This window comes from Verrucomicrobiota bacterium (assembly GCA_037139415.1).
In the GTDB taxonomy this organism is placed as follows: domain Bacteria; phylum Verrucomicrobiota; class Verrucomicrobiia; order Limisphaerales; family Fontisphaeraceae; genus JBAXGN01.
Genome location: JBAXGN010000029.1, coordinates 21,531 through 34,143, shown reverse-complemented (window position 1 = coordinate 34,143; position 12,613 = coordinate 21,531). Strand labels below are relative to the sequence as shown.

Annotated in this window: 9 protein-coding genes; 3 read left to right on the top strand and 6 right to left on the bottom strand. The window is 60.8% G+C overall.

Annotated elements, in window-relative coordinates:
- Positions 1–39 precede the first annotated feature (39 nt).
- Positions 40–1,206: a prenyltransferase/squalene oxidase repeat-containing protein gene (locus WCO56_07225; GenBank protein ID MEI7729346.1), complete on the bottom strand. Its 1,167-nt coding sequence runs from the start codon at positions 1,204–1,206 to the stop codon at positions 40–42.
- A gap of 124 nt (positions 1,207–1,330) precedes the next feature.
- Here WCO56_07225 and WCO56_07220 point away from each other — a divergent pair, with 124 nt between their 5' ends.
- Both WCO56_07220 and glmS read left to right on the top strand, forming a co-directional pair.
- On the top strand, positions 1,331–2,317 hold the full coding sequence (locus WCO56_07220; protein ID MEI7729345.1) for a PmoA family protein: 987 nt from the start codon (positions 1,331–1,333) through the stop codon (positions 2,315–2,317).
- A gap of 181 nt (positions 2,318–2,498) precedes the next feature.
- Positions 2,499–4,355, top strand: a complete 1,857-nt coding sequence (glmS, locus tag WCO56_07215; GenBank protein ID MEI7729344.1) for a glutamine--fructose-6-phosphate transaminase (isomerizing) — start codon at positions 2,499–2,501, stop codon at positions 4,353–4,355.
- Between the two features lie 419 nt (positions 4,356–4,774).
- Here glmS and WCO56_07210 read toward each other — a convergent pair whose 3' ends face one another.
- From WCO56_07210 to WCO56_07190, 5 genes are all read right to left on the bottom strand, one after another.
- Positions 4,775–5,122 carry a hypothetical protein gene (locus tag WCO56_07210; GenBank protein ID MEI7729343.1) on the bottom strand — a complete coding sequence of 116 codons (348 nt, stop codon included), beginning with the start codon at positions 5,120–5,122 and terminating at the stop codon, positions 4,775–4,777.
- A gap of 333 nt (positions 5,123–5,455) precedes the next feature.
- A complete protein-coding gene (locus WCO56_07205; protein ID MEI7729342.1) occupies positions 5,456–5,683 on the bottom strand; it encodes a hypothetical protein in 228 nt (75 codons plus the stop codon).
- Between the two features lie 347 nt (positions 5,684–6,030).
- Positions 6,031–6,858 (bottom strand): hypothetical protein, encoded by an 828-nt coding sequence (locus tag WCO56_07200; protein MEI7729341.1) that lies wholly within the window; start codon positions 6,856–6,858, stop codon positions 6,031–6,033.
- Between the two features lie 1,836 nt (positions 6,859–8,694).
- Positions 8,695–9,576 (bottom strand): SUMF1/EgtB/PvdO family nonheme iron enzyme, encoded by an 882-nt coding sequence (locus WCO56_07195; protein MEI7729340.1) that lies wholly within the window; start codon positions 9,574–9,576, stop codon positions 8,695–8,697.
- A 194-nt stretch (positions 9,577–9,770) separates the two neighbouring features.
- Complete coding sequence (locus WCO56_07190) at positions 9,771–10,874, bottom strand: DegT/DnrJ/EryC1/StrS family aminotransferase (protein ID MEI7729339.1); 1,104 nt, start codon at positions 10,872–10,874, stop codon at positions 9,771–9,773.
- 203 nt (positions 10,875–11,077) lie between these two features.
- On the opposite strand from WCO56_07190, the gene rmuC reads away from it, so the two are divergent.
- Positions 11,078–12,556: a DNA recombination protein RmuC gene (rmuC, locus tag WCO56_07185; GenBank protein MEI7729338.1), complete on the top strand. Its 1,479-nt coding sequence runs from the start codon at positions 11,078–11,080 to the stop codon at positions 12,554–12,556.
- Positions 12,557–12,613: the final 57 nt, after the last annotated feature.

The following is a 12,613-nucleotide window of genomic DNA, read 5'->3' as shown; positions in this document are numbered from 1 at the left end:
TCTGATCTCACCTCATTCGTAAAAATATTACCCGGCGATTTACAGCCCCTTGGCGGCCATCTCCAGCGCCATGAGGCAGTACGTGCTCGCCAGCACAGGGTCCTTCTCCATCCAACGGTTGCTTTCATTCACCCACGAGCCATCGCGCTGCTGAAGGTTGAGCAGTTTCATCGCCAGGTCTCTGCGCCAGGCAACCTTCTTGCCATCCTTCAGCGTCAACTCACTCACTCCGGCCACCGAAAGCGCCTTGGCCATCGTATGGTAATAAAACATCCGCCCCTCCAAGCCCATGCCGGGATTTTCCTCCACTGTATAATTGCCGTTGAGCCAGTTCAGGACCGCCTTCACGCGGGGATCCTCCGATTTCAGGTGGGCATAAAGATAACTGAGCATTCCACCGTAGCTGATGCTGCCATACGACCGCAGCGAAACCTTCCCCGTAGCCGCATTCGTGACCCCGCCGGCCATGCTGTGGCCGGGATAATAGATAAAGCCGCCCAAATCCTTGGCATCCTCGGAAACCCAGTCCTGTTTATTATGCGTGGGTAGATTTTGGCAGTTTTGCAGGAAGTGAATCGCGGCCTCATAATTCAGTTCCGGCTCTTTGCCTGGCGCATCTTTCACCAGCCGCTCGCTATAGTAGAGCGCCTCGAGCGCCGCCAGCGTGTTCCCCATGTCCGAGTGCTTGTACCGGCTCCCGTAGCCGATCCCGCCATCAAAGGGGGTATCCATTTTCCCCGGCTCGCCGAAATCACTTTGCAACCCCACCAGGAACCGCCGCGCCTTGAGGATCACCGGATCGTACTCCGCGCGATTTGCCGCCAGCAAAGCCAACATGCTGATCGCGGTATTATAGGTGACATAGTTCGAGTGGTAGATCCCGCCGTCTGGCTTGACGTTGGCCAATAGAAACGCATAGCCCCGCCGGATAAACGCCGGTTCATCCTTCGCAAAGCGTCCGGCGGGATCGCCCTTGAAGCACAGCAGGCTCATCGCGGTCATCGCCGGCAGTTCCGGCATGGACCAACAGCCGTTGCTGTTCTGATTCTGCTGCAGCCAATTCAACCCGCGCTGAATGCCGATCTGGATTTCGTTCTTAAAGGAGAGATTCTCGTCCGGCACCACCAACGTGGCGGCACCTTGGGCGGCGAACACCGCCCCCGCGAGCACCGCCCCGACTAATTTACCATGCAAACGATTCATCATGAACCCAACCTAATCCGAATCCGCCGGGATGACAATGCCGAAACCGCCCGACACAACTGGCAGACCGACAAAAAGCTGGCCCGGGGCGCCGGGATGTGCAAGGGTGCGGCGGTAATTTGTGACCATGAAGACGAACCGGAACGCCCTCCGCGTGCGCTGCGCCACGCTGCTGCTCCTGGCCACCGCATTATTCCTGCGGGCCCAATCCATTACGAACGCCTCGTTTGCCCCCAAGCCTGTCCCGCTCATGCAGGTGATCCCCCTGCCCTTGGATCAGGTTTCCTTTCAGCGCGACGGCACGGAAATCGCCCGCTACTACTTCGCCACCAACCTGGCGCGGCCCTTCCTCTATCCGATCATCGGCCCCAGCGGCCGTTCCCTCACCCGCATGGGCCACCCGCACGATCCGGAAACCCACAGCCACCATAACTCCGTCTGGATTTCCCACGCCGCCGTCAACGGCCTGAGCTTCTGGGAAGATCGTGGTCCGGGGAAAATCGTTCATCAACGCGTCGAGCGATTGGAAGACGGCCCGGAGGAATGCGCACTCGTCGTCTATAACGCATGGCGGGCCGAAAACCGCGTGCTCCTTTACGAGCGCCGCCAAATGACCGCCCGCAATTTACCGAATCACGAATGGCTCTTGCTTCTGGACCTTCACCTCGAAGCCAATGGGGACGAAGTCACCCTGGGACAGACCGCCTTTGGCCTGCTCGGCGTGCGCATGGCCAAGACCATCGGCGTCCTGGACGGCGGCGGCACCCTCCGCAACTCCGAAGGCGGGCAGGGCGAAACCGCCATCTTCCGCAAACCCGCCCGCTGGATGGATTACTCCGGCCCGATCACCGCCACCGCCGCCGAGGGCATCACCCTGCTTGATCATCCCATCAATCTGAATTACCCCAGCGTCTTCCACGTGCGCAACGACGGCTGGATGGGCGCGGCGTTGACCTTCCCCGGCAAATTCAAACTCGCGCCCGGCAAACCGCTTCGGCTGCGCTACGGTCTCTACATCCACGCTGGCATTCCCGCGCCGCAACAAATCGAAGCCTGCTTCACGAACTTCACGAATGCCACTCCGCCCAACCTGACCCAGCGCGTGAAACCTTGAATTTCCCCAGCCGCCACCGAGCTCACGCGGCGGATTTCCAAAGACATGGGGGAGAATGCCGCCGGATAATTTTCCTGGGTCCAGCGGTGACTTTGCTCATGACACGCGCCGTTGAATTTGCTAACGTGCCCGCGATTGAGAGCCACGGCGGCTTGGAAAATAATTACGAGCGATTCATTTTATGTGCGGCATCATTGGTTATATTGGCAGGAAAACGGCGGCGCCCATCCTCCTCGAGGGTTTGCGCCGGTTGGAGTATCGCGGATACGACAGCGCCGGTCTGGCGGTGCTCGACGCGGGCCGGCTGCAAATCCGCAAGAAGCTGGGCAAAATTGACGAGGGCCTGGCCCGCTTGCTCGCCACTGAGTCACCGCGCGGCACGGTGGGCATCGGGCACACCCGCTGGGCCACCCACGGCGCGCCCTCGGACGTCAATTCCCACCCGCACCTGGATCAGAGCGGCAAGATCGCCGTGGTCCATAACGGCGTGATCGAGAATTTTGACTCGCTCAAGACCCGGATGCGCAACGCCGGGCACCAGTTCCAATCCGCCACGGATACCGAGGTGCTGGCGCACTTAATCGGCGAGCATTATGCGAAGCTGCGCGGCCAGGCAACCGAGGAGCATCCGCTCGCAGCAGCGGTGGCCAGCGCCCTCAAGGAAGTCATCGGCACGTATGGCATCGCGGTGGTGTGCTCGGAGCATCCGGAGGTGATCGTCGGCGCGCGGCGCGGTTCCCCGCTGATCGTCGGGGTCGGGGTCGGAGAGAATTTCCTGGCCAGCGACGCCTCCGCCCTCGCCGTCCACACGCGGCAGGTGGTGTATCTGAATGATTACGATGTGGTGACGTTGACGACGGAGCAGTTCCGCGTCTTCAACCTCGGCAGCGATACCGCCAAGGTGCAGATCAGCCAGCTTGAATTCGACGCCGAGGCGGCGGAGCGCGGCACCTTCCCCCATTTCATGCTCAAGGAAATCCACGAGCAACCCCGCACCGTGGCCAATGCCATGCGCGGGCGCGTGGATAATGAGGAAGCCACCGCCAAATTCGGCGGGCTGAACATGTCCCCCGCGGAACTGCGGGCGGTGGACCAGATCGTCATCGCCGCCTGCGGCACAAGCTGGCACGCCGCGCTGATCGGTGAGCATTTGCTGGAAGAATTCGCGCATATCCCCGTGGAGGTGGAATACGCCAGCGAATTCCGCTACCGCAACGCGCCGATTGAGAAGAATACGCTGGTGCTGGTCATCACCCAATCCGGCGAAACCGCCGATACCCTCGCCGCGCTGCGCGAGGCCCGCCGCCGCGGGCACAAGGTGCTCTCACTTTGCAACGTCGTCGGCAGCACCATCGCCCGCGAGGCCGATGGCGGCATCTACCTGCACGCCGGGCCGGAAATCGGCGTCGCCTCCACCAAGGCGTTCTCCTCGCAAGTGACCGCGCTCACCCTCTTTGCGCTGCTCATGGGCCGCATGCGCATGTTCTCCGTCGCGGACGGCATGCGGATCATCCGCGCGCTGGAAAATGTCCCCGCCCAATTGCAGCAAATTCTGGAACAGACCGAGGAAATCAAACGCATCGCGCTAAAATACGCCCAATCGGAAGACTTCTTCTTCCTGGGCCGGCAGTACAACTTCGCCGTTGCGCTCGAAGGCGCCCTGAAGCTCAAAGAAATCTCGTACATCCACGCCGAGGGCTACCCGGCGGCGGAAATGAAACACGGCCCCATCGCCATGATTGACGAGCGCACGCCCACCGTGGTCTTGATTCCGCAGGATACCCTTTACGAAAAGAACTTCAGCAACCTGGAAGAAATCCGCGCGCGCAAAGGCCCGATCATCGCCGTCACCACCGCCGGGAACGAAGGCATCCGCGAGAAAGCCGACGAGGTCATCTACCTGCCGCCCACCTTGGAATGCATCTTCCCCCTGCTCGCCACCGTGCCCCTGCAGCTCTTGGCCTACCACATCGCCGTCGCGCGCAGTTGCGACGTGGACAAACCCCGCAACCTTGCCAAGAGTGTGACGGTGGAATAGGCCACCGCCGGGAGAATCGGAACGGCAGGCGGGCCTGATGTTGACCGGCTTTCAGGATACAACCCTGGTCAGCCTGGCAATCCTGAACCGGATTGCGTCACCGGCGATCAACCCAGCGGTGAATGGGCACCCCTCAATCCGAAAGGATTGACAGAGTGTAGCCGACCGCTGGATGGGTTTCCCTCAATCTGAAGGATTGAAAGCCTGCAGCCGGTCGGTCGCGAGGGGCACGGGGCGCGACCACCGGAAACGCGGGAAAATGGGGCCGCACCCCGAATGGGGTGCCAGAGCGTCCCTGCCCTGCTTCTGGATAAAACTGCTGCGACGCCAAACCATTCCGCATTCCGCATTCCGCATTCCGAATTTGAGTATTCCGCAATCCGCAATCCGAATTCGATGGTTCCGCAATTCCCCTTCCCCTACTGCCGGCGCAGCGCCAAGATCAGCGCGTTCAGCGTGTTCTGGATCGTGCCCACCTCCCATTGCGTCGGCGGATCGCTCACCACGAAATCCAGCGTCGCCACCCCGTTGCTGTTCGCGCTGCTGTTGTTGAGGACGTTGTTGATGGCGTCCGCCAAATTCTGCGCGCTGATCTCGCCCATCGGCCCTTGCTGGCCGGGCTGGCCATCATTGCCGGGGGGACCTTGCGGCCCTGGCGGACCGGCGGGGACGGCGTCAATCTCGGATTTCAGCCCGTTAAATTGTTGGCGGAGTTCTTCAGCGGAGAGCAGCGAGCCGTCCACTGGTTTATTTGGATCAAAGGACATAAGGTTTAAGGATTAAGGTTTCAGTCTAAGTAAGCCCGGCAGCGGCGCCAAGGATTTCGGTAGCAGCGCAGATTTCCAATCCGCAGACCTTGGAATAACGCCAGTGACGGGAATTGTTTACGGTACGCCGACTCGGAAGTCGGCGACACAGCAGGTTTGGAAACCTGCGCTACGGGGGAGGCGGGCGCCCGCGTTTCGTACCGCAGACTTCCAAGTCTGCTGTGTCGCAGGTTTCTCAACCTGCGAACGGTTGGAAATTCGAGAACGCCGGGAAATAGCGGGCGGGCGGAAAGGCCGAGGCCTCCAGAACGCCCACCCGCAGCCGGTTGGTTTTCATTCATGGTGCGTTACACGCCGACGGCGATTTTGATGAGCGGCGACCAATCCCCGTTCACCGCGCCCTTGCGGGCCGGGCTGACCATCATTGCCGGGGGCACCTTGCGGCCCTGGCGGACCGGCGGGGACGGCGTCAATCTCGGATTTCAGCCCGTTAAATTGTTGGCGGAGTTCTTCAGCGGAGAGCAGCGAGCCGTCCACTGGTTTATTTGGATCAAAGGACATAAGGTTTAAGGATTAAGGTTTCAGTCTAAGTAAGCCCGGCAGCGGCGCCAAGGATTTCGGTAGCAGCGCAGATTTCCAATCCGCAGACCTTGGAATAACGCCAGTGACGGGAATTGTTTACGGTACGCCGACTCGGAAGTCGGCGACACAGCAGGTTTGGAAACCTGCGCTACGGGGGAGGCGGGCGCCCGCGTTTCGTACCGCAGACTTCCAAGTCTGCTGTGTCGCAGGTTTCTCAACCTGCGAACGGTTGGAAATTCGAGAACGCCGGGAAATAGCGGGCGGGCGGAAAGGCCGAGGCCTCCAGAACGCCCACCCGCAGCCGGTTGGTTTTCATTCATGGTGCGTTACACGCCGACGGCGATTTTGATGAGCGGCGACCAATCCCCGTTCACCGCGCCCTTGTCGTAAAAACGCGCGCGGTATTCCCGCATCTCCGCCTCGCCCGCGACCAGCAGGGCGCGCTTATCCAAGAACGGGGAGCGCATGACAATCCCCAGGCTTTCCCAGGCGCCACCATTCCGGCGGCATTCCAGCACCACACCGTCATGGCCGAACTTGACGACGTGCAGTTTCACATACTGGCCGGACCCACTTTCGCCATCCAGCAGCTTCAGCTTGATGCCGGGGACCGGGTGCGCCGTGGCATCCTCATGCGCAATGATCTGCAAATCCTGCCCGATGGCCTCCGTGTAGCCATCGCTCTCCTTGATCTCGCGGACCAGATCAAAAATCCGCGGCAGCGCGCCGGGCAGCACGGGCACCGTGCCAGTGGGCGGCGTGGGGGCGGTGAACGTCGGCAGCACAACCACGCTGCTGCCCTTGCCATCCGTGCTGGCATTTTCCGCCCCGGTGGCCGCCTGGCTGAAGACGCGCACGGCGACAATCCACTGGTTGATGACGTAATGCACCCATTTGGCGGAGGCCACCGCGGCATCCACCTTGGCCGGCAACAACCCCAGCGGGGTCGTGATACCGGGCGCTTTTTGGATGAAGTTTTCGAGCCAGACCGCTTGATCATTCTTGCGGCTGGGATAATAGGACTGTTTGGGCATACGATTCACTTTCTGTTTATTTGTTTGTTTAACCGACATCTCTCCGGCACGCGGATACCGCCAACCCGCCCCGTAGCGGATGACCCCATCATCGTAGTGTGGCATCCAGACGTTACTCATAACCGGTTTGGCTCCGTTCCCAACGCGCCGCGCACCGGGAAACCTTCCGGGGCTCGCGTTGCCGTAATCGTTAATGTTGGTTTCATGGTTGGCAGTGGTGCTCGTTCAAATTGGGCGCGCCCTCCACCCCGTGGGGGCTCCCCCAAACCATTTGGGGGCGGGGTAAAACCGCGTGGGGGCTCCCCCAAGACGTTTGGGGGCTCCCCTAAACCATCTGGGGGCGCGCCCAAACCGCTTGGGGGATTCCCCAAACCATTTGGGGGCGGGGCAAAACCGCGCGGGGGACCCCCTAAACCATTTAGGGGCTCCCCCAAATGGCGCAGGGCTGCCCCCAAACCATTTAGGGGCGCGCGGAAACGGCGCAGGGCTGCCCCCAAATGGCCGAGGGGCGCGTAAAACCGGCCCGGAGGCGGCGCGATCCGGCGCACGGAGCGCCGGATTTCCCGGAAGAGCGGCGTTCCGGGGTTTCCGGGGGGCGGCAAAGACGGCAGCAGGTGTGTTGTTTAGTTTCATAAAGATATAGATTGTTAGTTCTATTCCAGTCTGGCGTTTTATCCTGTTCTAATGGTCACCAAGTCTTTTCATCTGGTTTTCTTATTCAGCATTGCAGACACGATGGGTGCAATTGTCCATGATGGTTTTCAGGGTGTATATAAATTAGAATGAAGCAAACTCCGTGCCAATTCCCAGCGGGTCGCGGGCGGCTGGATACTACGCATGACGGCAGCCAGCGTAGGTGGAAACGGGATCGTGGAGGATTTGACGGCGTGTGATTTTCACGCAAGATGCGTGAAAATTTTACACCGCGTAGCCAACGACGTCCGTCGGCGCAAATTTCAGCCTTTGGCTCAACCGGCGGTCTCCCTCGCAATGTCGCTTCCCGAGCAGATCAGCGCGGACTCACGTCTGCGGCTACCGAATCCGTAGCGGCGCGACCAGCGGCTACCTATATATATATAGGTGCCGCCGCCCAACCCACCGCTGGATTGGATTCCCTCAATCCGAAAGGATTGACAGCGTGTACGGTCGGGCGCGAGGGGCACAGGGCGCGACCACCGGAAAACCGCAGCATGGACGACGCACCCGCGAATCCTGAAAGGATTGCGTCACCGGAGCCCATGGTTGGCGCGGCAAGGCAAACGGGGCTGCGCCTACCATGGGAACCCCGTCCACCGTGACCAAACAACCCCGTAGGCGGTTGCGGCAATTGGGGACGGCGGGAAATTGGCGGGCCGACGCATCCAAGGCCGGACGCAACCCTTTCCGGGTTGGCGCGCAAATTCGGAGCGTTTAAGGGTAGGTTGCGCCCCCTGCCCCCGCAACCAACCCTGGCCTCCCATGACGTTATCCCTACGGGATAAACCCTGGTCAGCTCGCCAATCCTGAACAGGATTGCGTCACCAGACTCCAACCCACCGCTGGATGGGATTCCCTCAATCCGAAAGGATTGACAGCTTGTACGGTCGGTCGCGAGGGGCACGGGGCGCGACCACCGGAAACGCGGGAAAATGGGGCCGCACCCCGGCTGGGGTGCCAGATCGCCCCTGCCCTGCTTCAGGATGAAACTGCCGCGACGCCAAACCATTCCGCATTCCGCATTCCGCAATCCGCATTCCGCAATCCGAATTCCGCAATCCGAATTCCGCAATCCGAATTTATTGGCCCCGCGCAACACCCGGAGGTCAGCCAGCCAAGCCGCCTTCAGCATTGCCACCCCAACGGGTGGCCCGGCTGAAATTCATTATCTAAAAATTTTCGGCCGCCCCGCAAGCGGGGCGGTACAAAAATAAAAACAAAGAGTAAAAGAATCAAAGAACAAAGGATAAAAAACGTCACCTAACGCTCAGACCCCACCACCGCCACTACCCGAAAACCGATAAAGCTGCGCCGAAGATCAGGCGTGTAGTCGTCACGGCTCGAGGATAGCAGAAGGTCGGGATTGCCATCGTACCACGACGCCCCGCGCAACACCCGGCGTTTCTGGTCGGTATCGTACCAATCCTCGCACCACTGCCACACATTCCCGCCCATGTCATAAAGCCCATATTGATTGGCTTTAAAGCTCCCCACCGGAGAGGTGTACTCAAAATCATCCACCTTCAACGATGCGCTGTAGTTTCCCGCCCCCTTCGGCGGCGGCCATTGATTGCCCCAGGGATAGACATCTTCAAGTTTCATGTCCTTGGCGCTCGGTGTGCCATTCCCCTCCTTATTCCCAATCCCCACCGCATAGCTCCATTCCGCATCCGTCGGCAACCGATACTCTTGCCCGGCACCCAATTTCCCCTCGCCTTGTTCCTTCTTAGTCAGCCAGGCGCAGAACGCCTTGGCATCCTCCCAACTCACCATCGTTACTGGATGGGTGCCATCCTGGGCAAAGCCGGGACTCTTCCATCGCTCATTCACTCCTGGAACGGCGGCGGCATAAACAGCATAATCCTTCACCCGCACGTCCCAGATGCCAAACAACACCTTCGTCCCCGGCACCGGTGCAAAGGACATCCCCAGACTATTCGTCCAGCGCTCGCCCAGTTGCGGCACGGCTTTATTGGTCCCCGTTTGCTTTCCGGCGAGCTGGTTCGGCCCCTGCTTGCCAACGACGCAGCCGCTGATGAGTATCAACAGGAGAGGCAGCGTCAGCAGTTGCCCCAATACAAAACGCCCCGCGCCGACTGGTTGGCCGGGGACCCATTGCGCGTTACTGGTACGGTTTAGCATGGCCGGGAGAGTAACGGAAACGGGCGGGCGGAGGGAAGTATAAAGTATCAAGGATTAAGGATAAACGCAGGCGGGGGCGGGCCGGGCGAAAATAGTATCCGGCAAGGAATAGGAACTGAATTTGCAGCGGAAAATTAACCGCCATATTGGCTGCAATTCCGCAATCCGCAATCCGCAATCAAGTCCCCCGCCAGCTAGCGAAAGCTTTGGATGGCGGCGATCACTTGCTGGGCCTGCTCCAGGCTCAGGTGCGGCCCCATGGGCAGGCTGAGCACTTCGCGATGCATGGTTTCGCTGATCGGAAAACTGCCGGGGCCGAACGGCAGCCGGCGATACGCCTCCTGCAAATGCGGCGGGATGGGATAATGAATCAAGGTTTCCACCCCGGCGGAAAGGAGATGCTGTTGCAGGCGGTCCCGCTCCGGATGGCGCACCACAAACAGATGCCACACCGGCCCGGACCAGTCCGGCACCTCCGGCAGCGTCAAGCCGGGCAGCCCCGCCAAGGCCGACCGGTACAGCCCGGCAATCCGGGCACGCCGTTCATTCCAGATGTCAAGGCAAGGGAGTTTGACACGCAACATCGCGGCCTGAATTTCATCCAGCCGGCTGTTAAAACCCTGACAACGATTATGGTATTTAACTGTGGAACCGTAATTGCGCAGACAGCGCACTTTATCGGCCAAGGCCTCATCATTGGTCGTCACCGCGCCGCCATCCCCCAGCGCGCCCAGGTTTTTGGTGGGGTAAAAGCTCCAGCCCGTGGCGGTGCCCAGACCGCCCACGCGACGCTTGCGACAGGTGGCACCGTGGGCCTGGGCGGCATCATCCACGACCAACAGCCCGTGCTTTTCCGCAATCCGCACGATGGCATCCAGGTCGGCGGCCTGCCCGTAGAGATGCACCGGCAGAATGACTTTGGTGCGCGGCGTAATCACTGCCTCGATGCGCGCAGGATCCAGATTAAACGTCCGCCAATCCGGTTCCACCGGCACCAGGGTGGCACCGGTGTGGGTGACCGCCAGCCAGGTGGCGATATACGTGTTGGAGGGAACAATCACCTCATCGCCCGGCCCAACGCCCAAGGCGCGCAGAATCAGGTGCAGCGCATCCAACCCGTTGGCGCCCCCCACGCAATGCCGGGCCCCGGTGTAGGCCGCATATTCGCGCTCGAACTCCTGGATTTCAGCGCCCAGCAGATACCTTCCACCCGCCAGCACGCGCGCGCACGCGGCATCCATTTCCGCTTGGAGTTCACGATACGGCTGCTGAAGATCAAGAAACGGTACGCCCTTCATAGGGTTGTCATTTTCAAGTTCATGCTTTCATCCATTGGAGTGGAAGCCCGGCCACGGGTCAAGCCCGCAATTGAGGGCCGCAGTCGAAAACGCCCTTTCACGGTCCTTTCGTTCCTCGACATGATCCGCCGCCATCCCGTATGCTTCCTGTGGGTGCCGCATTGCCGTCATAGTGCGGTCGCTGTGCCAATATTAAGAACGTCATGGAAATTCTATTTTTAATCATCGGTGTGGTGCTGGGCGTGGTCATCGGCTGGCTGATCGGTTCCCGCCGAACCACCCAGACGAACAGCCCCGTGGAAGCGGAATTGCGCGCGCTCCTCGCCAACCGCGAGCAGGAACTGGCGGCTTCGCGGAAAGCGGCGGCGGACATCGGTGCCCTGGAGGCCGCCGCGAGAACCGCGCGCGATAACGCCCTGGCCCAACTGGAGCAGGCGCAGGATCAATTGCAAACCGCCAATACCACCGCCGGGGAGTTGCGCGAACAGCTCGCCAAGCGGGTTGCCGAACTGGCCGCCACCCAGGCCAACCTCGCCGCCGCCCACAAGCTGGCCGAGGCCCAGCGCCTGAACCAGGAGCAACAGATGAACACGGCCCGCGAGGCCCAAGCGAAGGCGCTCGCGGATTTGCGGGAGACCTTCAAGGCGTTGAGCGCCGACGCCCTCAAACAGTCGGCCCCCGAATTTTTGCGGCTCGCCAACGAAACCTTCGGCAAGTTTCAGGAAGTCGCCAAGGGTGACCTGGCCACCCGGCAGGAATCCATTGCCACGCTGCTCAAGCCGCTCGAAGAACAGCTCAAAACCTATCAACAGCGTCTGCAACAGAGCGAGACCGCCCAGTCCACCACTCTGGGCGAGGTCCGCAAACAGCTTGAGACGCTGACCAAGCAGAGCGAAACCCTGGCCACGGAAACGCAGCAGTTCCGCATGGTGCTCAAATCCGCGCCTGCCCGCGGCCGTTGGGGTGAGGAAACCCTGCGGCGCGTCGTGGAGGCTGCCGGCATGAGTCATCACTGCGATTTCGTCGAGCAGGCGCAGTCCGATGACAAGAAGCCCGACATGATTGTGCATCTGCCCGGAAACCGGGTCATCATCATTGATGCCAAGGTGCCGGACCTCGATTTCCTGGTCGCATTGGATGAGGCCGATCCCGCCAAGCGCAACGAGAAGCTGGCCGCGCACGCCGCCCGGCTCAAAGACACCATCCGCGCCCTGGACAAAAAGGATTATCCCGGTCAGTTCCCCAATGCGCTGGATTACGTGGTGCTCTTTTTGCCGGCGGAATCCCTGTTTAGCGCCGCGCTGGAGGGGGACCGCGACCTGATTGTGTGGGCGGCCGAAAACCGCATCATGCTGGCCACGCCCGCCTCCCTGATTGCCCTCTTGCGCTCGGTTAGTATGAGTTGGCAGCAATCGGCGCAAACGGACAATGCCCGGCAGATCGCCGAGGCGGCGCAGGAGCTGTTCGCGCGCGTGGCCAAGTTCACGGATCACTTGGAGAAAATCCGGAGTGGCCTGGCCCGCGCCAATGAGGCCTTCAACGACGCCGTGGGCAGTTATGAACGCTCCGTGCGCCCCAGTGGCGAACGCGTCATCAAACTGGGCGCGGGTGTTCCGGGGAAAAACCTGGCGGAGTTGCCGCCCTTGGACGCCACCTTGCGCCTGCCGCCGGTTGGCCAGTGAAGTGGCTCATAAAGTTTCTTTGCACGGATCAAACCTACGTGGCCATGCGCTCCGCAG

What these genes read in the sequence shown, in the direction of transcription:
- WCO56_07225 (MEI7729346.1), bottom strand. Translation starts at nt 1,206, where the DNA reads ATGATGAATCGTTTGCATGGTAAATTAGTCGGGGCGGTGCTCGCGGGG.
- WCO56_07220 (MEI7729345.1), top strand. Translation starts at nt 1,331, where the DNA reads ATGAAGACGAACCGGAACGCCCTCCGCGTGCGCTGCGCCACGCTGCTG.
- glmS (MEI7729344.1), top strand. Translation starts at nt 2,499, where the DNA reads ATGTGCGGCATCATTGGTTATATTGGCAGGAAAACGGCGGCGCCCATC.
- WCO56_07210 (MEI7729343.1), bottom strand. Translation starts at nt 5,122, where the DNA reads ATGTCCTTTGATCCAAATAAACCAGTGGACGGCTCGCTGCTCTCCGCT.
- WCO56_07205 (MEI7729342.1), bottom strand. Translation starts at nt 5,683, where the DNA reads ATGTCCTTTGATCCAAATAAACCAGTGGACGGCTCGCTGCTCTCCGCT.
- WCO56_07200 (MEI7729341.1), bottom strand. Translation starts at nt 6,858, where the DNA reads ATGAGTAACGTCTGGATGCCACACTACGATGATGGGGTCATCCGCTAC.
- WCO56_07195 (MEI7729340.1), bottom strand. Translation starts at nt 9,576, where the DNA reads ATGCTAAACCGTACCAGTAACGCGCAATGGGTCCCCGGCCAACCAGTC.
- WCO56_07190 (MEI7729339.1), bottom strand. Translation starts at nt 10,874, where the DNA reads ATGAAGGGCGTACCGTTTCTTGATCTTCAGCAGCCGTATCGTGAACTC.
- rmuC (MEI7729338.1), top strand. Translation starts at nt 11,078, where the DNA reads ATGGAAATTCTATTTTTAATCATCGGTGTGGTGCTGGGCGTGGTCATC.